Source organism: Micromonospora sp. NPDC047756 (assembly GCF_055587245.1).
Genome location: NZ_JBVJGQ010000007.1, coordinates 262,215 through 287,874, shown reverse-complemented (window position 1 = coordinate 287,874; position 25,660 = coordinate 262,215). Strand labels below are relative to the sequence as shown.

Here is a 25,660-nt window from a genome sequence, read left to right as displayed (position 1 = left end):
GACCAACTGCCACTAGCCTGCACTGATGCGACACATCCTCACTCCGGGGAAGGACAGCCTGCACGGCCACTTCTCCCCCGATCTTCCGCCCGTGCTCACCATCGACCCCGGCGACACCGTCACCTGTCGCACCCTGGACTGCTGGTGGTCCGCCGGCCCGTACCCCGGCGGGGCGAACCGGGACCGGCCCCGGGTGCCGCAGCACCGCCCCGATGACGGACACGCGCTGATCGGTCCGGTCGCGGTCCGCGGTGCGCGCGCTGGTCAGACCCTCGTGGTACGCATCGACGCGGTCGTCCCGGGCCGCTGGGGAACCACGGTGGCCGGCGGCTGGCCGAGCGAGTTCAACAAGCACTACGGCGTGCAGGATCACCAGGTGGTGCACGCCTGGACGCTGGACCCGGCCACGATGACCGGCCGCAACCAGCACGGACACACGGTTGCGCTGCGACCCTTCATGGGAGTGCTCGGCATGCCGCCCGCGGAGCCGGGGCCGCACTCGACGACCCCACCGCGCCCGTGGGGCGGCAATCTGGACTGCCGGGACCTCACCGCCGGCAGCACCCTCCTGCTGCCGATCCCGGTGGACGACGCGCTCTTCTCCGTCGGGGACGGACACGCCGCACAGGGTGACGGCGAGGTCGGCGGCACCGCGATCGAGTGTCCGATGGACGAGGTGACGCTGACCCTCGACGTACGCGACGACTTTCCGGTCACCGGACCGGTGGCCCGTACCCCCGACGCGTGGCTGACCATGGGCGTCGGCGCCACCCTCGACGACGCCACGTTCACCGCCCTGGACTCGATGCTGACCCTGATGCAGCGACTGCACGGCCTCAGCCGCCCGGACGCGGTGGCGCTGGCCAGCATCGCGGTCGACGTGCGGGTGACGCAGATCGTCAACCAGAGCGTCGGCGCGCACGCGGTGCTCCGCGACGACGCGCTGCGCTGGCCGGACGCCGGTTCTGTCGGGGGTCGCCGTTAACGTGAGGTCACTGTCGCCGCGCCGGCCGGATCGCGCCGCTCGCTGACCCTCGGAGGCCCCCCATGTCCCAGGAGACGACCTACCTCGAACTGTCCGAAGTGGACGGTGCGCACAAGTTCTACGAGGTCATCGTCGACAACGCCACGCTGACGGTGCGCTACGGCCGGATCGGCGACCAGGGGCAGGTCAAGGCGAGTGCCTATCCGGACAATGCCCGGGCCCGGGCCGCCGCGGCGAAGAAGATCGGAGAGAAGGTCCGCAAGGGCTACGCGCCGGCGGTCCCCGGTGTCCGGCAGAAGCGCACGGTGTCGCGGCGGCAGATCGTCAGCACCCGCTCCACCGCCCACACCGCCCCGGTGCTCTGGCGCTACGACTCCGGCGCCCCCGCCTTCGGCATCTTCGTCGACGGGCGGCACTGCATGGTCGGCAACGAGCACGGCGTCATCACCACGCTCGACCACAACGCCCAGGTGCGCAGCCAGGTCCGCCTTCCCGACGGGGTCAAGTGCATCGTCGCCGACGACGCCTGGATCTACGCCGGCTGCGACGACGGCAACGTCTACGACCTGTCCGGCAAGGTGCCCCGCGTGGCGTACGCGATCGCTCCGGAGATCGACATCTACTGGTTGGACATCCACGACGGCGTGCTCGGCGTCTCCGACGCCGACGGCGGGATCACCGCCGTGGACCACGAGGACGAGTTCCTGTGGCGTCGCCCCGGTCGCGGCCGTTCGGCCTGGATGGTGCGGTGCGACGACGACGCCATCTACCACGGCCACTCGCAGGGCGTGACCGGCTACGAGTGGCGTACCGGCAGCGAACTGTGGCACACCAGCACCGGTTCGGTGCTCTTCGGCTGGCAGGAGCACGGCAGTGTGTTCGCCGGGACGGGCACCCGCGAGGTGGTGCGGCTGTCCAAGTCGGGGCGGCTCGAACGCACCTACCGCTGCGACGCCCCGGTCTTCTCCTGCGCCACCGCCGAGGGCGGGGAGTACGTCTTCGCCGGTGACAGCCAGTCCTCGATCTACTGCTTCGACGCGGCGGGCACCCGGCTGTGGAAGCTCGGCACCGGCTGCGGCTCGGCGTACTCGATGCAGTACCACGACGACCGGCTCTACGTCGTCACCACCGGCGGCCATCTGGCCTGCATCGACGCCAGCGAGCCGGCGATCCGCGCGGCGCAGGCCGGAAACGTGCCCGAGGTACGCGACATCAAGGCACCCCGCCAGGCGCCCCAGCCGGCGCAACCGACGATCGTCGAGGTGACCAGCGACTCGGGCGCGGGCGTTGTCGTGCAGTGCCGTGACGATCGGGGGCGGCTGCGGGTCCAGGTGCTCTCCGACGGCTACCGGCGGGACTGGTCCGTGCAGTTCCCCAAGGGCATTCGCGAGCCGGGTGCCCGCTACCTGGTGACCGAGGTGCGCGAGTCCAGCCGCGGTGGTTACTACCGCGCCTACGGCGACATCCGCCGGCTGCGCTGAGCGGCGGGGGCACCGCCTCGCCACCGAGGGTCCCCGGCCGCGCCCGTCGCTGTCGTAGGGTGCCGCCATGGCACACCCCGTCCGGGCCGACGGCGACGCCAACGCGGCCTGGTGGGCTGCCCCGCCGACGGGGCGAGTCAGTCACCTGCCGGGCATCGACCCGGAACTGCTGCGGGTGGCGCTCGACCCGTTGCCCCCGGCAGCCCCCGCGATCGTGCACTACCGGCCCACGGTGACGGGTCCTCTCGGTGACCTCGTGGACACTTTGCTCGACCAACTGGACACCGTCGCCCTCGCGATGTTCCCCCGCTGGCTGACGGGGGCCGACCATCTCGACAGTGGGGGCACGCTCGGGGTGGCGGCGGTGCGGGCACTCGCGGCCCGTACCGCCGCCCACTCCCGGCACTTCGGCCCGTTCCTGGCCGACCTCGCCGAGCGAGGGCTGCGCGGCCCGCGCCACCCCGCGTGCCGGTCCCGCTTCGCCCCGGGGGTACGCGCGGCCGGGCTCGCCCGGGTGATCTCCGGCGCGTACGACCGGGAGAGCTGCGTGCTGGTCGTGGCCCTGCCGGACCTGGACGCCGACGCCGAGCGGACGCTGGTGGCCGCTGCCGAGTGGTTCGTGCGCCACGGTGGCTTCACCGTGTGGTTGGCCGGCGGGCCGTTGCGTCACGCCGACCGGGTGCGCGCGGTGCCGATGCCGGTGCCGGCACGGTTCACCGGTCTGACCGGCGCTACCGAACTTTTCCCGGTCACCGCCGCCGAGCCGGACTCGGCGGTGCTGGCCTGGCCACCGATCGCCGGCGTACCTCGCGGTGACAGCCCCGCCGAACAGGCGTTGGAACGCGCGCTCGCGCCGCACGACTGGGCGCGGGGCCGGCGGTGGAACCAGACCTACGAGTGGCACGTCCTGGCCACGGCGTACCGACTGGATCTGTTTTGGCCCACGGAGGGTCTTGCGGTCGAGGTGGACGGCCCGGAGCATCGTGGGCGAATCGCTTTCGCCAACGACCGGCGGAGAGACGTGCAGCTGCAACTCCTCGGGCTGGACGTGCTCCGCTTCACCAACGAGCAGGTGCTCACCGACGCGCCGGCGGTGGTCGACGGGATCCGTCGGCTGCTGGCCCGGCGACGCGCGGGCGGCACGCACCCCCACGGAGATGAGACATCATGACGAGCCCGGCGGACGTCCCGCACCTGACGCCGAACCAGATCAACGCCCTCGTGGTGCTGATGGTCGAGGCACGCCGACTCACCAACGTCGAGCTGAAAGAGCTGGCCGGTTTCACACTGACCGGCAAGGACAACGCGAAGCTCGTCGACCTGGGCCTGGTCGACACCGATCGGACCCACCGGCCGTTCGCCCACGAGCTGACCGAGCAGGGCTGGCGGGTGGCACGTCAGCTGCACACCGCCCCGCCGCCGAAGGCGGGTGGCTCGACGACCCGTTCCCTCTTCGTCGTTCTGTCCAACCTGCACCGTTCGCTGGACCGGCTCCGGGTCAGCCACGGGGACTTCTTCAAGCAGACCGGGGCGACGGCCGCCCCCAGCGAGCCACGACCCGAAGCACCGGCCCCCACTGTGACAGCGGCGAAGGCCGCACCGGCGGCACCGGCGGAGGTGGAGGCGCTGGTCCGCTCGGCGTACCGGGATCTGGCCACCGCTCCGGGCGCGTGGGTCGGCCTCGCCGACGTCCGTGACCGACTCGCCGACACCGACCGGGCCGCCCTCGACGCGGCGTTGCGGGCGATGGTCGGCCAGGATGACGTCCGCATCATCCCGGTGGCGAACACCAAGTCACTGACCGCACGGGACCGGGCTGCGGCCGTGCGCATCGGGAACGAGGACAACCACGCCCTGGCGATCGGCCCGGCATGATCTCGGAGGACCAGCGGGTCGCGCTGGACGCGGTCAGTCTCAACCCGGCGGTCACCCCGGACGACGTCTGGCGACCCAGCCCACACAACGTGCCGGAGCTGCACGAGAAGGTGGCCGCGGAGATCCTGCGCGGGGTGGCGCGGGCCCGCACCGACGACACGAGCATGCCGCTCGGCGTGGCCATGCAGGGCCGCGCGGGTGCCGGCAAGACGCACCTGCTCGGGGCGGTCCGCGAACGGATCCAGGGCGACGGCGGCTACTTCTTCCTGGTCGACATGGTCAGTGGCAAGACGTTCTGGGAGAGCGTGGCCCTGGCCATGGTGGAGGGGATGGGCCGCCCCCACGTCGGCTGGGGCACCCAGTTGAAGACCTTCCTGCGTCGACTCACCCCCCAGCTCGGCCTACCGGTGGAGGTACGCGACGCGGTCGCCGGCACCCGACCGGTGACCCGTGCGCAGCTCGACACCTTCATCTGGGCGCTGCGCGAGCGTGATCGGGAGGTCGGGCGGGACGCCCAGGACACCGCTCGGGCGCTCGTCCTGCACGGCGCCATCGACTTCGAGGCCCAGGACGTCGGCTACGCCCACCTGATCTCCGAACCGGGTGACCCGGCCGCACGGGCGGCGTGGGGGTTGAGCGCCGCGATCCGCACCCCCCAGCAGGTCGTACAGGACATCTCCCGGCTGATGGCCCTGACCCTGGACCCCACGGTCATCGCCGTGGACCAGCTCGACACGCTGTTCGCCCAGACCAGCACCTCACTGCTCAACCAGCATCAGGGTCTGGAGGACGGCCAGGCCAGGATGCTCGGCCCGATCGCCGACGGCTTGCTCAAGCTCCGCGACATCACCCGCCGCACGCTGGTCGTCGTCTCGTGCCTGCCGGACACCTGGGTGCTGATGACCCGCGCCGCGCCCACCCCGGTCGCTGACCGCTTCCGTACGGCGACCCTGCCGGACCGGATTCCCACTCCGGAGATCGGGCAGGCCATCGTGGCGAAGCGCCTCGCCGCCGCCTACGCGGGCATGTACTTCGGGCCACCGCACCCCACCTGGCCGATCGCCCCCGCCGCCTTCGCCGACGCGCCCACCCTGACGCCACGCGCCCTGCTCCGCCGGGTGGACCGCCACATCGCCTGGTGCCGTGATCGCGACGACGTGATCGAGCTGGATCGGCTCATCGACGGTGTCGACTCGACGCCGACCGTCAGCGCCGTCCGTGGCGTCTCCACCGATCCGACGACGGACGAGCGCCGCCTGCACGAGTTGGACGCACGGTTCGCCGAACTGGTCGAGGCCGCGGACGTGTCGGCCGCGGTGGACCCGACGGGCGAGGACGAGCACATGCCGCCGCTGCTCGCGGCCGGCCTCGCCGCCTGGATCGCCGAGCAGGCGCCGACCGGCGCCACCTACAAGTACGATCCGCCGCCCGGCCGTAAGCCCGCGCTGCACGGGCGGCTCATCGAGGTGCTCGACGAGGCCACCGAGAACGAGGCGCACTGGTGCTTCCGGGCCATCGCTCACCCCAATGCCATCGCCGTCACCGCCCGGGTCAAGGCCGCCTGCACCCTGGCCGGGTTGGACCGGGACCTGCCACAACGGCGGCTGATCCTGCTGCGCAACGGTCCGTGGCCGACCGGGAAGCGTACGACGGAGGTGTTGACCGGCTTCGACGCGGCCGGCGGCCTGCGGTGTGCCGTGTCGGAGGCGGACCTGCGGGTCTTCGCGGCGCTGCGGGTGATGGCGGGCGAACCGTCCGCGGCCCTGCAGGAGTGGCTGCTGGCCCGCCGTCCGGCCAGCGGCACCGACCTGTTCCGCGCGGTCCTGCCCGGGCCCGACGGGACGCGCGGCGGTGCCCAGCCGCCGACGCCCGACGACGAGCCACCGTCCGGTGGCCCCGAAGCCGACCCGTCGCAGGTGTCGGAAGCCGACGCTCCCGCCGATGTGTCCGGTGCGGCGGTCGGGCTGCCCGTCCCCGCTGACCAGGCCGACCCCGTCGACGGCGAGGGCGCTCGCGCGGTCGGGCTGGGGCGGACCGTCGACGGCGCCCATCCCTTCACGGTGGACCTGGAGTCGCTGCGTCGCCACGCCGTCGTGTTCGCCGGGTCCGGCTCGGGCAAGACCGTGCTGATCCGCCGGCTGGTCGAGGAGTGCGCCCGCGAGGGGGTCTCCGCGATCGTGCTCGACCCCAACAACGACCTGGCCCGGCTCGGCGACCCGTGGCCCGACCCGCCGGGCGGCTGGGGCCCCGGCGACGCCGAACGCGCCGCCGACTACCTCGCACACACCGAGGTGGTGGTGTGGACGCCCCGGGTCACCGCCGGTCGGCCGCTGAGCTTCCAGCCGCTGCCCGACTTCACCTCCCTGCGGGACTGGCCCGACGAGTTCGACCAGGCCGTGCGCTCGGCCGTGGAGGCGCTCGCGCCGCGGGCGGGCGTGGACCGCTCCGGCCGGCTCGCCCAGCAGGGCAAGGCCGTCCTCACCGAGGCCCTCCAGGCGTACGCGCGCAGCGGGATGGTCGGCCTGCCCGGCTTCACCGAGTTCCTCACCGATCTGCCCGAGGGGGTCAGTCGGCTGGCCCGCGCCGGGAAGCTCGCCGAGGAGTTGGCTGAGGCGCTCAAGGCGGCGATGGTCACCGATCCGCTCTTCGGCGGGGTCGGCGCGCCGGCCGACCCGGGGCTGCTGCTGACGCCGTCGGCGGGGCGACGGGCCCGGGTTTCGGTGATCAGCTTCGTCGGCCTCACCTCCGACCAGGAGCGACAGAGCTTCGTCAACCAGTTGCAGATGGCGCTCTTCGCGTGGATCAAGCGGCACCCCGCCGGTGACCGGCCGCTGGGCGGGCTGTTCGTGATGGACGAGGCACAGACGCTCGCGCCCTCGACCGGCACCACCGCCTGCACCGCCAGTTCGATCGCGCTGGCCTCGCAGGCCCGCAAGTACGGGCTCGGGCTGGTCTTCGCCACCCAGGCGCCCAAGGGTCTGCACAACCAGATCTCCGGCAACGCGACGACGCAGTTCTTCGGGCTGCTCAACGCGCCGGCGCAGATCGACGCGGCCCGCCAGCTCGCCGAGGCCAAGGGCGGGCGGCTGCCGGACATCGGCCTGCTCAACAGTGGCGAGTTCTATGCCGCCGGGGAGGGGTTCTCGTTCGTGAAGGTCCGTACCCCGCTGTGCCTGACGCACCACCCGAAGGCGCCGTTGACACCCGAGGAGGTCGTCGCCCGGGCCCGCCCGGCTGGGTAGCCTGGGGCCATGATCTTCATTACCGCGAAGTTCCGGGTCCTGGCCGAGCACGCCGACCGGTGGCCGCAGATCGCCGCCGAGTTCACCGAGGCGACCCGGTCGGAGCCGGGCTGCCTGTGGTTCGACTGGTCCCGCAGCGTCGACGATCCCACCGAGTACGTGCTGGTCGAGGCGTTCCGCGACGACCAGGCCGGCGGGGCTCACGTGCAGTCGGCGCATTTCCGCACGGCCCAGGAGACCCTGCCGCCGTACCTGGCCGAGACCCCGCGGATCGTGAACGCCTCGGTGCCGCAGGAGGACTGGTCGCTGCTCGGCGAGATGGCCGTTCCCGAGGGTCGCTGACCGCCACCGCTCAGCGGCCCGCGACTGTCGGCGACGCAGCCGGTCCGGGACCGGCCGTCAGCGCAGCCGGTCCGGGATCCGCCGTCAGCGCAGCCGGCGGGCGGTGAACCGGGCCGGCGGGTCGGCGATCACGTCCTGCGCCGCGATCAGCTGGATCTCCCGGGTGCCCGCCGCGAGAGTGGCCTCGAGGACGGCGTAGACGGAGGCGATGGTGCGTTCCAGCGCGGTCGCGGGTGAGCCGGTCGTCCACAGGTGGGCGAGGTACAGCGCCGCGGTGACGTCGCCGCCACCGTTGGGGTTGATCGGCAGCAGCGGCGTGGTCACCGCCCAGGCCCCCTCGTCGGAGACCGCCACCACCTCCAGCGAGTCCGGGGGCAGGTCCCCGTGGAGCACGCTGGTGACCAGGACGTGCCGTGGCCCGGTCGCCCGCACCACGTCGACCGCGTCCAGCACCTCGGCGAGCGAGTTCGTGGTGCGACCGGCGAGGAAGTCCAGCTCGAAGTGGTTCGGCGTGATGATGTCCGCACGGGGCACGACGGTGTCCCGTAGGTACTCCGGAATTCCCGGCCGGACGAACATGCCGCGGCCGGCGTCGCCCATCACCGGGTCGCAGCAGTACACCGCGGCCGGGTTGGTCGCCTTCACCGTCGCCACCGCGTCGAGGATCACCGCGCCCACGGCCGGGTCGCCCTGGTAGCCGGAGAGCACCGCGTCGGCGCTGCCGAGGACCCCGCGGTCCTCGATGCCCGCGATCACCTCGGCCACGTCCGCCGCCGGGAGCAGTGGGCCCCGCCACGCGCCGTAGCCGGTGTGGTTGGAGAAGTGCACGGTCAGGACCGGCCAGACCTCGTGCCCGAGGCGTTGCAGCGGAAAGGCCGCCGCCGAGTTGCCGACGTGACCGTAGGCGACCGACGACTGGATGGACAGGATCTTCACCGGCCCATCATCGCCGCTGCGACCGGAGGCGCACCGACGGCCCGCCGTTTCTGTCGGGTGGCCCACTCGCCCCCCGCGCGTCGGGACGCCACGAACGGGCGACCCGGACCGTGCCGTCCGGGCCGCCCGAGCGGTGGCGGGGCGGCCGCCGCGCTGGGCGGCCGTCCCGTCGTACGGTCAGCCGCCGAGGCTCGCCGCGGCCGAGGCGATGGACGAGGCGAAGTAGCTCACCTGGGTGTAGACACCCGGGTAGTTGGGCCGGGCGCAGCCGTTGCCCCAGCTGACGATGCCGACCTGGATCCAGGCGTTGGAGGCGTCGCGGCGGAACATCGGGCCGCCCGAGTCGCCCTGGCAGGTGTCCGTTCCGCCGCTGGCATAGCCGGCGCAGATCTCCTGGGCGGGGATGAGATCGCCGCCGTAGTTGGCGTTGCAGGTGGAGTCGCTGACGAACGGCACCGTCGCCTTGAGCAGGTAGCGCTGCTGGCCACCGCCCTCGCGCGCGGCGCCCCAGCCGGCGACGGTGAAGGTGCCGCTGTCGTACGCGGTGGTGCTGGCGATCGGCAGCGTGCTCAGTCCGGTGACGGGGCTGGCCAGCCGGATCAGCGCCCAGTCGCGGCCGGCGCCGTTGTAGCCGGGGGCCCGGTAGACGTAGTTGGACCGGACGGTGATCCGGCTGGACGACTGGAGGTCTACCGCCCCGAGCGTCGCGGTGATGCTGGTGTTGGTGCCGGTCGCGCCCACGCAGTGCGCCGCGGTGAGCACCAACCGGGGGCTGTAGAGCGCCCCGCCGCAGCCCATCGAGAGACGGACCATGAACGGGAACTCGCCCTGAGCGGCGCGGGTGCCACCGACGACGTTCGGCGTCATGGGGCTGTCGGCCGCGGCGGCCGGCGCGGTGAGGGTGAGGCTGGCCGCGGTCACCGCGGCCAACGCGGTGGCCAGCAGGCCAGTGAGGGTACGCCAGCGAACCATGCATTCCTCCGCATCAGGATGGCACGCCTCGTGAGCGCACCGCAGTCGAGATAGCGGTCATCATATTGAGGTTTATGGATCTAGCGGGTCATCCTCTCTGGGTCGTACCACCGGCGGTATGGATCTCGCACGGCGTGCGGGCCACCGGCGGTCAGACGTCCGGCGTGCCGGTGCTCTCCCGGCGGAGAAGCCGGAACGGTGTCTGCACGGTCAGCGGCCCCGCGACCTGCGCGCCCTCGATGCGGGCGACGAGGCGGCGCACCGCGAGACGGCCGATCTCCCTCTTGTCGGGGGCGATCGTGGTGAGGGTCGGGGCAGTGAACCGTCCCTCCTCGATGTCGTCGATTCCGACCACCGCGACGTCCTCGGGCACCCGGTGACCGGCCTCGGCCAGCGCCCGCAACGCGCCGATGGCGACCAGGTCGTTGTAACCGAACACCGCGTCCGGCGGGTCGCCGAGAGTGAGCAGGTCACGCATGGCGCGCATGCCGTCGAGGCGACCGAACGCCTCGGTGCGGGCCACCAGCCGTTGTCGGTACGGCAGGCCGGCGGCCGCCAGGGCCTCCCGGTAACCCCGGACCCGCAGGTGGGCCGACTGCCGGTCACCTCCCGGGGTGGCCCCGATGAACGCGATCCGGCGGCGGCCGATCGCCACGAGGTGCCGGATCGCCGCGTGGCTGGCGGCGACGTTGTCGATGGCGATGTGGTCGTGTGGCACGTCGTAGACGCCCTCGCCGATCAGCACGAGTGGGTTGCCGACCGTCCGGGCCAGCACCTCCTCCCGGCCGATGCGCACCGGACTGAGGATCAGGCCGTCGATGATGCGCTGCCGTGAGCCGTCGAGGAGCGCCAGCTCCGCTCCCCGGTCCGCCGCGGTGTTCTCCATGACGAGCGTGTAGCCGAGCACGGCGGCCTCGGCGATGGCGACCTCGGCGAGTTCGGCGAAGTACGGGTTGGTCAGTTCCGGGACAGCGAGGGCGATCAGGCCGGTTCGGCCCCGACGGAGATGCCGGGCACCGAGGTTCGGGCTGTAGCCGAGTTCGTCGATCGCCTGCTGCACCCGTTGTCGGGTCCGCTCCCCCACCGGCCGGTACCCGTTCACCACGTTGGAGACCGTGGCCAGCGAGACGCCGGCGCGCTGGGCGATGTCCTTCAGGTTGACGCCCATCCCCAACCTTTCGCGAATTCGACGGCCGGGCCGACCGGACAGTGATGAACAAGCATTGACGGGAGGGTCGACGCGGCTCTATAACGTTATACAGGTGATGATGGATGTCAATATTTCCGTCGCCTTTGGCGCGCGGAGATCACACCGGCATCCGTCGCTGACGCCCGTCCCCCGTCAATGACCACCCGACGCCCACCACCCACGCGCTTCGGGCCTGGCTGCACCGCCCGCGGCGACTCGCCCCCCGGAGACGGCATGACACGTCACGTCCCCATCCGCCCCGCCCTGCCACTGCTGCTCATCCTCACCCTGATCGCCGGCGTCCTCACCGCGCCCACCTCGTCGGCGTACGCCGCACCGGCCAAGACGCCACCACTGACCACCCCCTGGACCAGTCAGGCCCTGACCGGCACCCCACTGCCCGAGTACCCGCGACCCCAGATGACGCGGCCGGACTGGCTCAACCTCAACGGCGAGTGGCAGCTACGCCAGTCGACGACCGACGACGCGCCGCAGTTCGGCACCAACCTGCCCGAGCGGGTCAACGTGCCGTTCCCGGTGGAGAGCGCGCTGTCCGGCATCCAGCGGGCCGCCAACGACAACCGCAACTACCTGTTCTACCGACGCACCGTCACCATCCCGGCGAACTGGTCGGGTCGACGCACCCTGCTGCACTTCGGCGCCGTCGACTGGCAGAGCACCGTCTGGGTCAACGGTGTCCGCGTCGGCGCGCACACCGGCGGCTACGACGCCTTCACCTTCGACGTGACGCCCCAGCTCACCGCCGGGACGAACGAGATCGTCGTCAAGGTCTGGGACCCCACCGACACCCGGCAGAACGGCAGCCTGCCCGCCATCGGCAAGCAGACCAAGACACCCAGCGGGATCTTCTACACCCCCAGCTCCGGCATCTGGCAGACGGTGTGGTTGGAGCCGGTGCCCACCGCCTCGATCAGCAGCGTGGACGTCTACCCCAACCTGGGCAACAACACCCTGCGGGTGCGGGTCTTCACCCGGGGCGACGTGAGCGGCCACAGCGTGCTCGCCGAGGCGCTGAACGGCACCACGGTGGTGGGCTCGGCCACCGGCGGCTTCACCGACTTCAGCGTGCCGGTGCCCAACGCCCGCCGCTGGTCACCCGACGACCCGTTCCTCTACAACCTCCGGGTGACGCTGCGCAACGCCGCCGGGGCCACAGTGGACCGGACGACCCACTACTTCGGGATGCGGGAGATCACCACCGGCCTGGTCAACGGGGTGCTGCGCCCCAAGCTCAACGGCCAGTTCGTGTTCCAGGTCGGCACCCTCGACCAGGGCTACTGGCCGGACGGGCTCTACACCGCGCCGACCGACGCCGCCCTCGCCTTCGACCTGCAGAAGCACAAGGACCTGGGCTTCAACATGGTGCGCAAGCACATCAAGGTCGAGCCGCAGCGCTGGTTCTACCACGCCGACCGGCTCGGCCTGCTGGTCTGGCAGGACATCCCGTCGCTGACCGCGCAGAACGTCGACCCCACCGACGCCCAGCAGGCACAGTTCGAGGCCGAGGCACGCGAGATCGTCGACGAGCACCGCAGCTCACCCGCCGTGATCGCGTACACGCCCTACAACGAGGGCTGGGGTGAGCGGTCCCTCGCCGACACCCGGCGGGTCGCGCAGAACATCAAGAACCAGGACCCGACCCGTCTGGTCAACCCGCACAGCGGCCACAACTGCTGCCAGTCGCTCGGCAACCCAGGCAACGGCGACATCGACGACTGGCACATCTACCTCGGCCCGGACTCCCCGGTACCGTCGAGCAGCCGGATCGCGGTGCTCGGCGAGTTCGGCGGCCTCGGCCTGCACACGCCGGGCCACGAGTACAGCCCGAACGGCAGCTTCTTCGCCTACGAGTGGCAGTCCAGTTCGACCGCCCTCACCGACCGGTACGTGGGGCTGGTGCAGGGCACCCAGAACCTGATGCTCGGCAAGGGGCTCAGCGCCTCGATCTACACCGAGATCACCGACCTGGAGGGTGAGCTGAACGGGTTCCTCACCTACGACCGCCAGGTGATCAAAATGGATCAGGCGCGGGTACGCGCCGCCAACACCGCCCTGATCAACGCCTCGAAGACCATCGGCAGTTCGGCACCCGTCGCCCTGCCGGTCAACACCCGCCGGTCGGTGCGGGTGACCACGCCGGGATTCACCAACCGCTACCTGCGTCACCAGGACAGCCTGGCCTACACGGAGGTGGTCGACGCCGCGAGCTCCGGCCTGCTCAAGGCCGACGCCACGTACACCATCAGGCCCGGTCTGGCCGGTACCGGTTGCTTCTCGTTCGAGTCGGTCAACTTTCCCGGGCAGTACCTGCGCCACCAGAACTCCCGGGTCCGCAACTCGCCCGACGACGGCTCCGCGCTGCTGCGCGCCGACGCCACCTGGTGCGCCCGCACCGGGCTGACCGGCACCGGCGTGTCCCTGGAGTCGTACAACTTCCGAGGTAGGTACCTGCGGCACTACAACGCGGAGGTCTGGCTGAGCAACGGCGCCGGCGGCGACGCGTACAACACCCCGACGTCGTGGACCGCCGACAGCACGTGGGACATCGCCGCCCCGTGGGCACCCTGACCGCTCGCCGCTGACCAGGCCGTCACAGAGAAACGCGGGGGTTCCGGCGTGGACCGGAACCCCCGCCAGGCGTGGGCGGTGTCGCGCGGCCGGCTCCGCCGGCCGATGTGGTCAGCGCCGGGGTCTTCGGCAGCGGGCGGTGACCCGTCCCGGCGTCACTCGTCGTCCCGGGGGTCGTTGCCCCGGTCATGAGCGAAATCGGCGAGTTGATTGCACCGCCCGGCCGGGTCGACCTCAGGGCAAGGCCCGAGCCGCAACTTGCATCCGGCCAGGTTCACTCCGCTGTTGCAACACGCAATTATGTCGCTCAATAAATAGACGATAACCAATCTTGACTTGCACGTCCGACCAGCGCACCGTAAAGAGCCAGAGGCAGATGCACACCATTATCGGCCAGGCTGAAGTGGATCGCCAATGGGCGCGCTGCCGGTTTCGCGCCGCGTGTACCAGGAGGCTTTCCATGCGGTTGAATCCGTTTACCGGGGTCTATCTCGCCGATCCGGCCAGCACGTGGCGGCGCATTCTCGACGATCCCGACGGAGTGCACTACGCCGAGGATCTGGGCCTGTGGCTGATCAGCCGGCACGCGGACGTCCGCCGGGCCCTCGCCGACGCCACGACTTTCGCCAACGCCCACACCCTCGCCCCGGTCTACGAGGTGTCTGCATCGGCGCTGAACGTCATCATGCAGATCGACGCGCCACCCACGACGGCCGCGGCGGACCCACCAGCGCACCCGCGCACCCGGCGGGCCCTACGCGCGACCTTCGCGAACACCGCCGAGCGGGTCGAGGCAGAGTACGGCGCCATCATCCGACGCCGGGTCGACCAGCTGGTGTCCCGTCTCGCCGCCCGCCAGGGCGACCAGGTCGACCTGATCGCCGAGTTCGCGACCGAGCTTCCCCTGCTGGTGGTCCTGGACATCCTCGGGGTGCCCGACGCCGACATCGGGCGGATCCGGAGTTGGGCGGACGGGCAGATAGCCCTCATCTGGGGGCAGCCGGACCCGGCCGAGCAGGTACGCCTGGCCCAGGGCCTGCTCGAGTTCTGGCACTACTGCGAGGACCTGGTCCGCCAGCGGGTGGACAGTGGACACCGGGGCGAGGACTTCATCAGCCGCGCCCTGGACTACCGGGACGACGACGACAGCGTGCTGACGGTGCCCGAGGTCGCGAGCCTTGCCTTCAACCTCCTGGTCGCCGGCCACGAGACCACCGCCGGGTTGCTCGCGCACGCGCTCGACCAGGCCCTGTCCGCTCCCCAGCGCTGGGCGGCGATCACCGCGGACCCGGGTCTCGTCCCCGCCTTCGTGGACGAGACGCTCCGCTTCGCGCCCGCCATCGACGGCTGGCTGCGGGTGACCACCCGCGATGTCACGGTGGGGGCGGTGACGATCCCCGCCGGGGCGCGTTGCCTGCTGTTGATCGGCGCGGCGAACCGGGACGCGGCGGCGTTCCATGACCCGGACCGGTTCGACCCACACCGGACCGATGTGGGCAATCACCTGTCGTTCGGCCACGGTCCACATTTCTGCATCGGCGCGGGACTGGCGCGACTTGAAGCCGGAATCGCCCTCAGTCGGCTCGCCGAATCCATTCCCGAGCTGAGGTTGTCACCGGAGCAACATCGGTCGTACAAACCCAATGTCGCGTTTCGCGCGCACCGCACGCTGCTCGCGATAATCGACGTCCCGGCGGCCACCGACGTGCCGGCGTCACGGAACGCCGCGACGGCCGAAGTGCGCGCGGCCTGAGCGCGCACTGGCCCCAACGGTGCTGACCTGCGGACGGATCGAGGGTGGGGTGGGCCGGCGTCGACCCGTTCCACCCAGCGCGCCCGAGCGCCGGCACCGGGTCCGGCGAGAACCTTTTCCACTTTCCCCGACGATCCATGCCGGTGAACGTCTTCACACCCATCGCTTCCTGGGTTAAGAATTGCCCTCTGTGAATGTTCGGCTCATCGGCCAATCTCGATCTGGCGTCCGCCGCTGAATGTCCGTTCCACGAAGGTGAGCGCATGGAGCACACGTCCCCGTCGAGCTCGGCTCACTCTGCGGCCAGTCACCGGTTCCGACGGGAGTTGCGCGACTGCCGCGTCCAACGGGGTCTGACCCAACGAGCCCTGGCGGACCTGGTGCGGTTCAGCCGGGAGACGGTCGCGGCGGTCGAGTCAGGTCGCCGGTTCGGCAGTCACGAGTTCGCACTGCGCTGCGACGATGTGCTCGGCACCGGTGGCCGCCTGGCCGCGCTGTGGCCGCAGGTCGCGGCCGAGCAGTTGGCGGCCGACGGTCGCCGAGGCCCCCGCGCGCCGGAGCCAGCCCGACTGGATCGGCAGGTGCCGCGTCAGCGCGGCCGGCGTGACGCGCGCGACCCGGGCGCCGTGGTGGACGCGATCGACGAGCTGCGTGAGCTGATCGGCCAGGTGCTCAACGGTCAACCCGAACCGGATGAACCGGAGCGGCGGCACCCGTCGGCCGAACCCCTCGACAACCAGGGCTGACCCGACGACCCGGCCCGACGCCGCGGCGTCACCGGCCGCTGACGTTGGGTACAGATACTGGTACGGGCAGTTTGTACCACGGCCAGGTCTGGCCTATGAGCGCGGCTTCCGGCCGAATGGGACTTGCATTCGGCAACGTGCGGATAGACCGTCATCGACGAGTCGTGGGAGTCAATCTTGGCGTCGAGCACCCGGTCCCACGCGGCCAGACCCTACCCGACCCGCCGACGCGGTTGGAAGATAGCCGGCCGGATGCGGCTCATCGTCGCGGCCCCGCTCGTCGCCGTGATCGGCTTCGCCGGTCTCGCACTGACCGAGAGCGCACGCCAGACGGCCCGCGCCAGCGACCTGCAGATCCTGACCCAGGTCGGTGCCGAGGCCGGCAACCTGGCCTACCGCCTGCAACGCGAACGCATCGCCGCCGCCGACCTGCTCACCTACGCCCAGCCCGAGCAGCAGGACGCCTTCGGCGTGGAGCTGGCCGCCACCGATGACGCCGTCGCCCGCTACCGCGAGCAGCGTGACCGACTGACCACCGACAACGGCACCAGCTCGACTCTCCTGCGGCGCATCGACGACGCCCTGAACGGCCTCGCCCCGCTGCGCACCCAGGTGCGCACCGCCACGCACGCGTCGGTGTCGGCGATGACCTTCAGCTACCGCATCGCGATCGCCGACCTCATCACCTTCCGGGAGAACGTCTCACACGGCGTGGTGGACGCCCCACTCGCCGACGGGATCCGGGCCTCGGCGGCGCTGTCGAAGACGGCCGAGGCCATCGGTCAGCAACAGGTGGCCGTGCTGCGCGCCGTCGCGGGCGGCGACCTGACCCCGGCCATGCAACAGGACATCACCGCCGCCCGCACCAGCTACACCGAGTCGAGCCTGTCGTTCCTGGCCCTGGCCCCGCCCGACTGGAGCGTCTGGTGGGAGCAGGCCGGCACCGGCAAGGAGGCGCTGGCCCTGCAACGGATGCAGGACGAGGTCGCCCGGGCCCAGCCGGGGTCGCGACTGAAACTGGAGACCGACGACTGGGTGTCCACCACCCAGACGCGCGCCGCCCGGCTGGCCGACCTGCGCGCCCGGGTCGACGACGCGGTCCGCGACGACGTCCGGGCCGCGCACGCCGACCAGCGCCGCCGCGCCGTGGCCGAGGCGGCCAGCGTCCTCCTGGCCCTGATCCTCACCGCGTTGGTGACCTGGGCCGTCGCACGGCAGATCACCCGACGGCTGCGCCGGCTGCGGGACGCGGCCAACGCCGTTGCCTTCGAACAACTCCCCGCCGTGGTGGCCCAGCTCCAACAGCCCGGCAGCGCCGCCGTCGACCCACACAAGCTGGCCCACCAGCAGTCCAGTGCCGCCCTCGAACCGTCCAGCGACGACGAGATCGGCGAACTGGGGCAGGCGTTCAGCGCCGTGCACCAGGCCGCCGTGCGGACAGCCGCCGAACAGGCCGTCATGCGCGCCAACACCGCCGACATCTTCATCCACCTGAGCCGCCGCGAACAGCGACTCGTCGACGCGGTCCTGGCCCAGGTCGACCTGGTCGAGCGGGACGAAACCGACCCCGACCGGCTCGACCAGCTCTACACACTGGACAACCTGGCGACCCGGATGGGCCGGATCAACGCCAGCCTGCTGGTGCTCGGCGGGGTCGGCGTGGGGCGCGTACGCCAGCGCGACGTTCCGCTGCAACAGGTGCTCCAGGCCGCGCTGTCCCAGATCGAGCACTACGCACGGGTCCGACTCGGCATGATCGACGGGGACGTCGCGGTGGCCGCCAAGACCGTCGACGAGGTCGTGCACCTGCTGGCCGAACTCATGGACAACGCCACGACGTACTCGCCGCCGGGCAGCGAGACCTGGGTGAGCGGCCGAAGCCTGGGAGACCGCGTCATCGTCCAGATCAGCGACGAGGGCGTGGGGCTGTCCACGCAGCGGATGCAGCAACTCAACGAGCTGCTGGCGCACCCTCCGGCCATCGACGTGGCCGCCGTACGGGCGATGGGGCTGGTCGTCGTGGGCCAGCTCGCGGCGCGGCTGGGCATCACCGTCCAACTGCGACGCGGCCCCCGACGCGGCATCCTCGCCGAGGCGACACTGCCCGCGGCGATCATCCGGTCGCTGCCACCGGAGGAGTACCTGCTCGCCCCCGGCCGGCTGTCGCGGCGGGCAGCTCGCACGCCCAGCCCGCCGCCGCCCTACCAGCCGCGCCCCGAGCCCACCGCCGGACGCCCGCCGACCGAACGAACCCTGCCGGCCGCGCCGGTCTTCCGACCAGCTCCCCCACCGCCGGACCGGGGTGACGCGCCCACCGAGGAGCTGCTCATCTTCCAACAGGTCAACCACTGGTTCCAGAACGATGTCGTCGACGGCCACAACGGCCAGAACGGCCAGCAGTGGTCCAGCCCCGCCGACGACGCCTGGCGTACCGCCGCCCAGGCGCACACCCCCGAGGTGGCCACGACCACCAACTCCGGCCTGCCCAAACGCCAGCCGCAACGGCACCTCGTGCCCGGCGGTGTGACAGTGCCCCAGCAGCAGCAACGGTCGGAGTACCGCGACCCGGCGCAGGTGGCCACGGCGATGGCCGCGTACGCGCGGGGCGTGGCCAACCGACGGCGCACCCCGATCAACCTCGGTAACAAATGACGCGACAGGAGAGCACGTGACCGACCAACAGGATCTCGGCTGGCTGCTGGACAATTTCGCGGCGCGCGCGACCGAGGTCAGCCACGCGATCGCCATTTCCAGCGACGGCCTGATGGTGGCCGCCACCCGAGACCTGCCACCGGACCGGGCCGACCAGTTGGCCGCCACGGGCAGCGGGCTGGTCAGCCTGCTGCGGGGGGCGGCGGCCTTCTTCGACGCCGGCGCGGTGATCTCGAACGTCACCCAGCTCGAGGGCGGGTTCATGTTCTCCATGGCCTTCAACGACGGCGCCTCGCTGCTGGTGCTCGCCGCGCCCGAGTGTGACGTCGGCAAGGTCTCCTACGAGATGACCGAGCTGGCCAACCGCATCGGGGACGCGCTGACCCCCGCTGCCCGGGCGGCGCTCGCCCGCAGCCGCTGACCACCCGGCGCCCCCACGCCGGAGACCCCTTCCCCTTCCTCTGGAGTTAGACATGCCTCTCACCACGCCTTGGCGCAGCCGTGCCCTCACCGCCGCGCTGCTCGCCGCCGCGCTGACCACCAGCACCGCCTGCGGCGACGACGCTCCGGGCACCAGCGCCGGCGGCTCGATAAAGATCGGTCTGCTCGCGTCGCTGTCCGGGACGTACCAGGCTGTTGGCACGGAGATCCGCGACGGCTTCCAGCTCTACCTGGACACCCACGACGGCAAGTTGGGCGGCCGGCAGGTCGACCTCGTCGTCGCCGACGAGGGCAACGGCGCGCAGACCGCTGTCCCGGCGGCGACCAAGCTGCTCAAGCAGGACCGGGTGTCCGCGCTCACCGGCATCGTCGGTGGCGGCTCGGTCGCCGGCGTCACCCCGCTGCTCAACGAGACGAAGGTGCCCCTGGTCGGCTCCAACGGCCGGCCGGAGCTCAAGGACGTTTCCCGGGTCTGGCACACCTCGTACCTCTCCGACGAGCCCGGGGCGGCGATCGCCCAGCACGTCCGCGACAACGTGAAGGGCTCCGTGTACGCGATCGGCCCGGACTACCAGGGCGGTTGGGACGAGCTGCGCGGCTTCACCGACGCGTTCGGCAAGATCGGCGGGAAGCTCGCTAACGCCGACGGCAAGACGACCTTCACGCCGTTCCCGGCCACCACCAACTTCCTGCCGTACTTCGCCCGCATCAAGGCCTCCGGCGCGGCGGCCGTCTACACCTTCTACGCCGGCAGCGCCGCGGTCGACTTCGTCAAGCAGTACGCGCAGTCCGAGATCAAGGACATCCCGTTGTACGCGGCCGGGTTCCTCACCGAGGGCGGCGTGCTCAACGCGCAGGGCGAGGCCGCCCGGGACATCTACTCGGTGCTCAACTACTCGCCCGACCTCGACAATGCCGAGAACCGCGCCTTCGTGGCCGCGTGGAAGGCGAAGCACGACGGTTCGCCGACGACCTACGCGCTGGCCTCGTACGACGCGGCGGCGGTGCTCGACCGGGCGATCGGCGCGGCCGGGAACGACCCGACCCCCGAGGCCATCAACACGGCCATCGGTCAACTCGGCCAGATCGCCAGCCCGCGCGGCACCTGGCAGTTCTCCACCACCACGCACTCCCCGGTGCAGAAGTGGTACCTGCGGCAGGTCCGCCAGGACGGCCGGGCGCTGTCCAACACCGTCGTGGGTGACCTCGCGACCGTCGGCCGGTGATAGTGGTGGCGGCCGGCACGAACCGGATCGACCCGTACCTGATCCCGGCACTGGACGGAGTCGCCTACGGGCTGCTCGTGTTCGTCGCCGCGTCGGGCCTGGTCTTCTGTTTCGGCGTCGCCAACATCCTCAACCTGGCGCACGGCCTGCTCTACGCGATCGGCGGGTACACCGCGGCGGCGCTGCTCGACGGCGGCTGGGTGAGCCTCGCGTTGGCGCTGACGGTCGGTGTGCTGGCCGCCGCCGCGACGGGGGTGCTCCTGGCCGGCCTGCTCACACCGGTCGCCACCGGCAACCATCTGAGTCAGGCGCTGCTGACGTTCGGGGTGGCGTTGGCCGGCGGCAGCCTGCTCGTCGCCGGCTTCGGACCCGACAACCCGCAGGTCCAGGTGCCCGCAGCCCTGGAGGGGTCGGTGATGGTCGCCGGTCACCGCTACGCCGCGTACCGGCTGGTCTTCATCGTCGTCGCGGCGGTGCTCGCCGCCGCCCTCTACCTGGTGGTGCGACGCACCAGGGCCGGGATGCTGGTCCGGGCGGCGGTCGACGACCCGGAGATGGTCGCCTGCCTGGGCGTGAGTCCGGCCCGGATCCGGGCCGGTGTCCTCGCCGCCGCCGGCGCGCTGGCCGGCGCGGCCGGAGTCCTGGGCGCGCCCATCATCGGCCCCGGCACCGGCACCGCCGACACGGTGCTGCTGCTCTCCCTGGTGGTGGTCGTCCTCGGCGGTCTCGGGTCGATGGCGGGCACCCTGCTGGCCGCGCTCGCGGTCGGCGAGATCCAGACGTTGGGAGTGGCGCTGCTGCCGTCCGCCGCACCGTTTCTGCTGTTCGCCGCCATGGCGGCGGTGCTGGCCGTGCGGGCGCGTGGCCTGGCCGGCAGGTGGAGGGCGGCATGAGGGATGAGGTGATCCGGCGAGTCCGTGGCGGCGTCGCCGCGCTCGTCCTGGTCGGCCTGGTCGTGGCGCCCTGGGTGGTCGACGACTACACCACGGCGATCCTCGCCCGGACGCTGGCGCTGGCCCTGGTCGGGGTGAGCGTGGCCCTGCTCACCGGCGTCGCCGGCATGCCCACCCTCGGCCAGACCGCACCGTACGCGGCCGGCGCCTACGCCTGCGCCGTGGTCGGCAGCCGAGTCTCCGACGTCGGCGTCGTGCAGCTCGTCGTCGCGGCGGCCGCCGGGGCGCTGCTGGCCGCGCTGACCGTGCCGCTCGTCGTGCACGCCCGAGGGGTGATCGTTTTGATGATCACCCTGGCCGTCGGTGAACTCGTCGTCATCGTCCTGGGCCGGTGGCGGTCGGTCACCGGCGGCACGGACGGGCTGGCCGGCATTCCCGCGGTCCGCCCGTTCTGGGGGCTCCCGGCCCTCGCCAACGACCAGGCCCGTTACCTGTACGCCCTGGTCGTCGTGGCCACGCTGATCGGCGCGGTGCTGGTGCTGCTGCGCACGCGGGCCGGGTTGGTGCTGCGGGCCGGCCGCGACGATGAGACGCGGTTGCGGGCCAGCGGTCACCGGGTGGCGTGGCACCTGTCCGGCGCGCACATCGCCGCCGGGGCGATCGCCGGAGCCGCCGGCTCGCTCCTGGTCGTCGCCCAGCAGTACATCTCCCCCGCCGACTTCGGCTTCGACACCTCCGCGCTGCTGCTGCTCGGTGTCGTCATCGGTGGCACCGCCTCGGTGGGTGGCGCCCTGGTGGGTGCGGCGTTGGTCATCGCCGTGCGGGACTGGCTGTTCGGGGTGCTGCCCGGCCACGCGCCACTGGTGCTGGGCGCGCTGTTCGTGGCGACGGTCTACCTGCTGCCCAGCGGCGTCAACCGGGCCCGGGGTCGGCTGCGCCCGCCGGGGGCCGCGACGTCACAGCCGGACCGGCCAGCCGCCCGTGACCAGGCCGACGTCGCGGAGCTGCGCCGATGACCGGCCTGTTGGAAGCCGAGAAGATCAGCGTGCGGTACGGCTCGCTGGCCGCACTCGACGGCGTGGACCTGTGCATCCACGACGGCCAGCGGCACGCCCTGATCGGCCCGAACGGGGCCGGCAAGACGACCCTGCTCAACGTCCTCGGCGGGTCCATCCGGCCGCACCGCGGCACGGTGCGGTTCAACGGACGGGACGTCGGTCGACTCGGCCCGGCGGCCCGGGCCCGACGGGGCATCAACCGCATCCACCAACGACCCGCGGTCTTCCCGACGCTCACCGCGACGGAGAACGTCGTGGTGGCCGCGCTGCCACGGGCCATTCCCGACGGCCGGTGGTGGCCGGGTGGGCGCCGACGCGCGGCACAGCGCCTGGCCGGCCCGCTGCTGGACCAGATGGGGCTCAATGCCGTCGCGGCGGTGCCCGCCGGACACCTCGCACACGGGCAACGACGCCAGTTGGAGATCGCGATGGCCATGGCCGGTCGCCCCCGCCTGCTGCTCCTCGACGAACCGGCGGCCGGGCTGTCCGCCGTCGAGGTCGGTCGGCTGGTCGAGGTGCTCCAGGCACTGCCCAGGGCGGTCGCCGTGTTGCTGGTCGAACACCGACTGGACCTGGTGTACGCCCTGTCCGACGCGGTAACGGTGTTGCGCGACGGTCGGACGTTGGCCGCCGGCACACCGGACGAGATCCGTACCTCGCCGCTGGTGCGGCAGGCCTACGCCGACGGGGTGGCCTGATGCTCACTGTGGATCGTCTCTGCGCCGGCTACGGCGGCGGAATCGTCCTGCACGAGGTCAGCCTGCGGGTACGACCGGGCAGCATCCAGGCCGTGGTGGGCCGCAACGGGGCGGGCAAGAGCACGCTCGTGCACACCATCGCGGGGCTGGTGCGGGCGTCCAGCGGTCGCATCGAGATCGGCGGTGTGCACGTCGCCGGCCGACAACCGCATCGTATCGCCCAGTCCGGCGTCGGCCTCGTCCCGCAGGGCCGACGGGTCTTCTCCCGGTTGACGGTGGCCGAGCACCTGCACCTGGCGGCCGCGCCGTGGCGGGCCCCCACCTCCGGCGGCGAAGGCTGGACGGTCGCCCGCACCCTGGAGTTGCTGCCGAGGCTGGCGGCGCGGCTGCGCCACCGGGGCTGCGAACTCTCCGGAGGCGAGCAGCAGATGCTGGCGATAGCCCGTGCGCTGCTCGGACAACCCCGGGTGCTGCTGCTCGACGAACCATGTGAGGGGCTCTCGCCCGATCTGGCGGCGCGGGTCCGCGAACTCGTCAACGGTCTCGCCGCGGACGGCCTGACAGTGCTGCTCGTGGAACAGCAACTCCAGCACGCCATCGAGCTCGCGGACCGGGTGGCGGTGCTGGAGTACGGCCGGGTGGTCTACGACCGGCCGACCGCGGAGGCCCGCCGCGATCCGGCCCCGCTGGCGGCGATGGTGAGCGTCGCCGCCGTCGCGCCGCGCCCGGCCAACAGAGCAACCCCTCGGCTCTGGGCCGACACCCCGTAGTCACCCGACCTTCTCGAGTCACCCGACCCTGCACGGAGAGGTAGACACCGATGACAACCGTTGCCAGCAATGACACGTACACCTTCGACAACGGCGCGCCGGACGCCGTTCCCCAGATGCACGCGCTGGAGTCCTTCCTGGATCCGATCACGACACGTCGGCTGGCCCGCCCGGTGCTGGAGCCCGGCGCGACCTGCTGGGAGGTCGGGGCCGGCGGCGGCTCGATGGCCCGGCGGATGGCCCGCGCGGTCGGCGACGACGGGCACGTGCTGGCCACCGATATCGACCCCACACACCTGGTGGCCGAGGGCAACCTGCACGTACGCCAGCACGACGTGCGCACCGAACCCCCGCCCGGGGACGCGTTCGACCTGATCCACGCCCGGCTGGTGCTGCTGCACCTTCCCGATCGACGACGGGTCCTACGCACCCTCACCGGTGCGCTGAAGCCCGGCGGGTGGCTGGTGGTCGAGGAGTTCGACTGCACCGCGCCGCAGCGGGTGCTGACCGCGCCCAGCGACGACGCCGCGAAGCTCTTCGCGCAGGTCATGGATGCCATGATGGGTGTCCTGGAAGACCACGGCGCCGACCTGGGATGGGCGCAGGACGTGCACACCGAGATGGCCCTCGCCGGTCTGACCGACCTGGACACCATCACCCACTCGCAGAGCTGGGCCGGCGGGTCGACCGGAACGTCGCTCTACGAGACCAACTCCCGCCAGTTGGAACCGGATCTGCTGGCTGCCGGGGTGTCGTCCCAGCAACTGAACGCCTTCCGACGGCTGCTCCGTGACCCCGGGTTCGCCGTCATGTCGTACCACTTCGTCTCCACGCGGGGTCGCCTGCCGAGCTGAGCAGGCGGACCACCGCGCGGAGCGCGGTCACGCCAGCCGTACCTCTCCCGCGCGCAGCACCTCCCCCCGCTTCGCTCCGGACAGCGCTACGACGGCGCCGGCCGCACCGGCCGGGCTCCCCCACAAGGGAGCCCGGCCACCCCACTCCCACACCCCACACCCTCGCGAGCCCACGCCCCACGCCCCAGCCCTGCCCCTGCCGCGCCCACGCCCACGCCCACGCCCGTCGATCTTGCAGTTTCGGCTGTCGATAGGTGCGGAATGACCCTTATGCCACAACAGAAAGTGCAAGATCGCGGGGCCCGGTCACGGTCGGCCTCGTGGATCATGGAGTTGTGGTGCCTGGATTGCTGCTGTTCAGGGCTTTTGTTGCCCACCACAACTCCATGATCGACCACGGTGTGGGGGGTGTCAGACTGGTTGGGTGTTCGTCAGGCTTGCCGAGGAGCGGGACTTCGACGGCTTCCTCCGCCTTGCGGCCCAGGTCGAGTGTTGGTTCGGCCCCATGGTTGAGGATCGCGGCTTTCATGACGCGGTGCGCCGGCACATTCGTCGGTCCACAGCGCTCGTTGCTGTCTCCTCCGGATCCGATCTCCTGGGTGGGTTGTTGTTCACGGCGAAAGCTCCGACCCACCACGTCCACTGGCTTGTCGTTGCTGAGCAGGCGCGCGGAAAGGGCGTCGGTCGTGCACTGATGACGGCGGCTGCGCGCAGGTTCGGGCCGGGCCCAGGCTCCGTCGACGTGGTCACCTTCGGCGCCGATCACCCTGGCGCTGGCGTCAGCGGCGCGCGCGCCTTCTACGAGCGCCTCGGCTTCACCGCGGCCGAGGCCGTCGATCCCGGTCCGGAGGGCGGTTCGCGGCAGGTGTTCCGCCTGACCGTCGCCTGATCCACACGACGGTGGTCCAGACAACGAAGCTGCTCAGGAGGATCCGACCGAGCCCGGGAGGGCCGATTG

Annotated in this window: 21 protein-coding genes; 18 read left to right on the top strand and 3 right to left on the bottom strand. The window is 71.7% G+C overall.

Annotation, left to right across the window (positions count from 1 at the left end):
* Positions 1 to 25: 25 nt before the first annotated feature.
* From ACZ6NZ_RS24475 to ACZ6NZ_RS24450, 6 genes are all read left to right on the top strand, one after another.
* On the top strand, positions 26 to 985 hold the full coding sequence (locus ACZ6NZ_RS24475; RefSeq protein WP_465860347.1) for an acetamidase/formamidase family protein: 960 nt from the start codon (positions 26 to 28) through the stop codon (positions 983 to 985).
* Positions 986 to 1,047: 62 nt separating this feature from the next.
* Complete coding sequence (locus tag ACZ6NZ_RS24470; protein WP_465860345.1) at positions 1,048 to 2,466, top strand: WGR domain-containing protein; 1,419 nt, start codon at positions 1,048 to 1,050, stop codon at positions 2,464 to 2,466.
* A gap of 67 nt (positions 2,467 to 2,533) precedes the next feature.
* Positions 2,534 to 3,637, top strand: a complete 1,104-nt coding sequence (locus ACZ6NZ_RS24465) for an endonuclease domain-containing protein (RefSeq protein ID WP_465860343.1) — start codon at positions 2,534 to 2,536, stop codon at positions 3,635 to 3,637.
* The gene (locus tag ACZ6NZ_RS24460) at positions 3,634 to 4,341 is read left to right on the top strand and encodes a hypothetical protein (RefSeq protein ID WP_465860342.1); all 708 of its coding nucleotides are present in this window, start codon (positions 3,634 to 3,636) and stop codon (positions 4,339 to 4,341) included. The genes ACZ6NZ_RS24465 and ACZ6NZ_RS24460 overlap by 4 nt, the downstream gene beginning before the upstream one ends.
* Entirely contained in the window at positions 4,338 to 7,583 is a 3,246-nt protein-coding gene (locus ACZ6NZ_RS24455) for a helicase HerA domain-containing protein (RefSeq protein ID WP_465860341.1), read from the top strand. The genes ACZ6NZ_RS24460 and ACZ6NZ_RS24455 overlap by 4 nt, the downstream gene beginning before the upstream one ends.
* A 9-nt stretch (positions 7,584 to 7,592) precedes the next feature.
* Positions 7,593 to 7,925 carry a putative quinol monooxygenase gene (locus tag ACZ6NZ_RS24450; protein ID WP_366609521.1) on the top strand — a complete coding sequence of 111 codons (333 nt, stop codon included), beginning with the start codon at positions 7,593 to 7,595 and terminating at the stop codon, positions 7,923 to 7,925.
* A gap of 84 nt (positions 7,926 to 8,009) precedes the next feature.
* On the opposite strand, the gene pdxY is transcribed toward ACZ6NZ_RS24450, so the two are convergent.
* From pdxY to ACZ6NZ_RS24435, 3 genes are all read right to left on the bottom strand, one after another.
* Positions 8,010 to 8,861 (bottom strand): pyridoxal kinase PdxY, encoded by an 852-nt coding sequence (gene pdxY / locus ACZ6NZ_RS24445; protein WP_465860339.1) that lies wholly within the window; start codon positions 8,859 to 8,861, stop codon positions 8,010 to 8,012.
* 177 nt (positions 8,862 to 9,038) lie between these two features.
* Entirely contained in the window at positions 9,039 to 9,833 is a 795-nt protein-coding gene (locus ACZ6NZ_RS24440; protein WP_465860338.1) for a S1 family peptidase, read from the bottom strand.
* A 151-nt stretch (positions 9,834 to 9,984) separates the two neighbouring features.
* Positions 9,985 to 11,001 carry a LacI family DNA-binding transcriptional regulator gene (locus tag ACZ6NZ_RS24435; RefSeq protein WP_465860337.1) on the bottom strand — a complete coding sequence of 339 codons (1,017 nt, stop codon included), beginning with the start codon at positions 10,999 to 11,001 and terminating at the stop codon, positions 9,985 to 9,987.
* A gap of 255 nt (positions 11,002 to 11,256) precedes the next feature.
* On the opposite strand from ACZ6NZ_RS24435, the gene ACZ6NZ_RS24430 reads away from it, so the two are divergent.
* From ACZ6NZ_RS24430 to ACZ6NZ_RS24375, 12 genes are all read left to right on the top strand, one after another.
* On the top strand, positions 11,257 to 13,611 hold the full coding sequence (locus ACZ6NZ_RS24430) for an AbfB domain-containing protein (protein WP_465860335.1): 2,355 nt from the start codon (positions 11,257 to 11,259) through the stop codon (positions 13,609 to 13,611).
* 460 nt (positions 13,612 to 14,071) lie between these two features.
* Entirely contained in the window at positions 14,072 to 15,364 is a 1,293-nt protein-coding gene (locus tag ACZ6NZ_RS24425) for a cytochrome P450 (protein ID WP_465860334.1), read from the top strand.
* A 263-nt stretch (positions 15,365 to 15,627) separates the two neighbouring features.
* Entirely contained in the window at positions 15,628 to 16,110 is a 483-nt protein-coding gene (locus ACZ6NZ_RS24420) for a helix-turn-helix transcriptional regulator (protein WP_465860333.1), read from the top strand.
* 252 nt (positions 16,111 to 16,362) lie between these two features.
* Positions 16,363 to 18,762 (top strand): sensor histidine kinase, encoded by a 2,400-nt coding sequence (locus ACZ6NZ_RS24415; protein WP_465860332.1) that lies wholly within the window; start codon positions 16,363 to 16,365, stop codon positions 18,760 to 18,762.
* 16 nt (positions 18,763 to 18,778) lie between these two features.
* A complete protein-coding gene (locus tag ACZ6NZ_RS24410) occupies positions 18,779 to 19,183 on the top strand; it encodes a roadblock/LC7 domain-containing protein (protein ID WP_030490280.1) in 405 nt (134 codons plus the stop codon).
* A 52-nt stretch (positions 19,184 to 19,235) separates the two neighbouring features.
* Positions 19,236 to 20,429 carry an ABC transporter substrate-binding protein gene (locus ACZ6NZ_RS24405; protein WP_465860331.1) on the top strand — a complete coding sequence of 398 codons (1,194 nt, stop codon included), beginning with the start codon at positions 19,236 to 19,238 and terminating at the stop codon, positions 20,427 to 20,429.
* Positions 20,426 to 21,322, top strand: a complete 897-nt coding sequence (locus ACZ6NZ_RS24400) for a branched-chain amino acid ABC transporter permease (protein ID WP_465860330.1) — start codon at positions 20,426 to 20,428, stop codon at positions 21,320 to 21,322. The genes ACZ6NZ_RS24405 and ACZ6NZ_RS24400 overlap by 4 nt, the downstream gene beginning before the upstream one ends.
* Positions 21,319 to 22,338 (top strand): branched-chain amino acid ABC transporter permease, encoded by a 1,020-nt coding sequence (locus ACZ6NZ_RS24395; RefSeq protein ID WP_465860329.1) that lies wholly within the window; start codon positions 21,319 to 21,321, stop codon positions 22,336 to 22,338. The genes ACZ6NZ_RS24400 and ACZ6NZ_RS24395 overlap by 4 nt, the downstream gene beginning before the upstream one ends.
* Positions 22,335 to 23,078, top strand: a complete 744-nt coding sequence (locus tag ACZ6NZ_RS24390; protein WP_465860328.1) for an ABC transporter ATP-binding protein — start codon at positions 22,335 to 22,337, stop codon at positions 23,076 to 23,078. Before ACZ6NZ_RS24395 ends, ACZ6NZ_RS24390 begins: the two co-directional genes overlap by 4 nt.
* Positions 23,078 to 23,848, top strand: a complete 771-nt coding sequence (locus ACZ6NZ_RS24385) for an ABC transporter ATP-binding protein (RefSeq protein WP_366609537.1) — start codon at positions 23,078 to 23,080, stop codon at positions 23,846 to 23,848. The genes ACZ6NZ_RS24390 and ACZ6NZ_RS24385 overlap by 1 nt, the downstream gene beginning before the upstream one ends.
* A 50-nt stretch (positions 23,849 to 23,898) precedes the next feature.
* The gene (locus ACZ6NZ_RS24380; protein WP_465860327.1) at positions 23,899 to 24,702 is read left to right on the top strand and encodes a methyltransferase domain-containing protein; all 804 of its coding nucleotides are present in this window, start codon (positions 23,899 to 23,901) and stop codon (positions 24,700 to 24,702) included.
* A 424-nt stretch (positions 24,703 to 25,126) separates the two neighbouring features.
* Complete coding sequence (locus ACZ6NZ_RS24375) at positions 25,127 to 25,591, top strand: GNAT family N-acetyltransferase (RefSeq protein WP_465860326.1); 465 nt, start codon at positions 25,127 to 25,129, stop codon at positions 25,589 to 25,591.
* Positions 25,592 to 25,660: the final 69 nt, after the last annotated feature.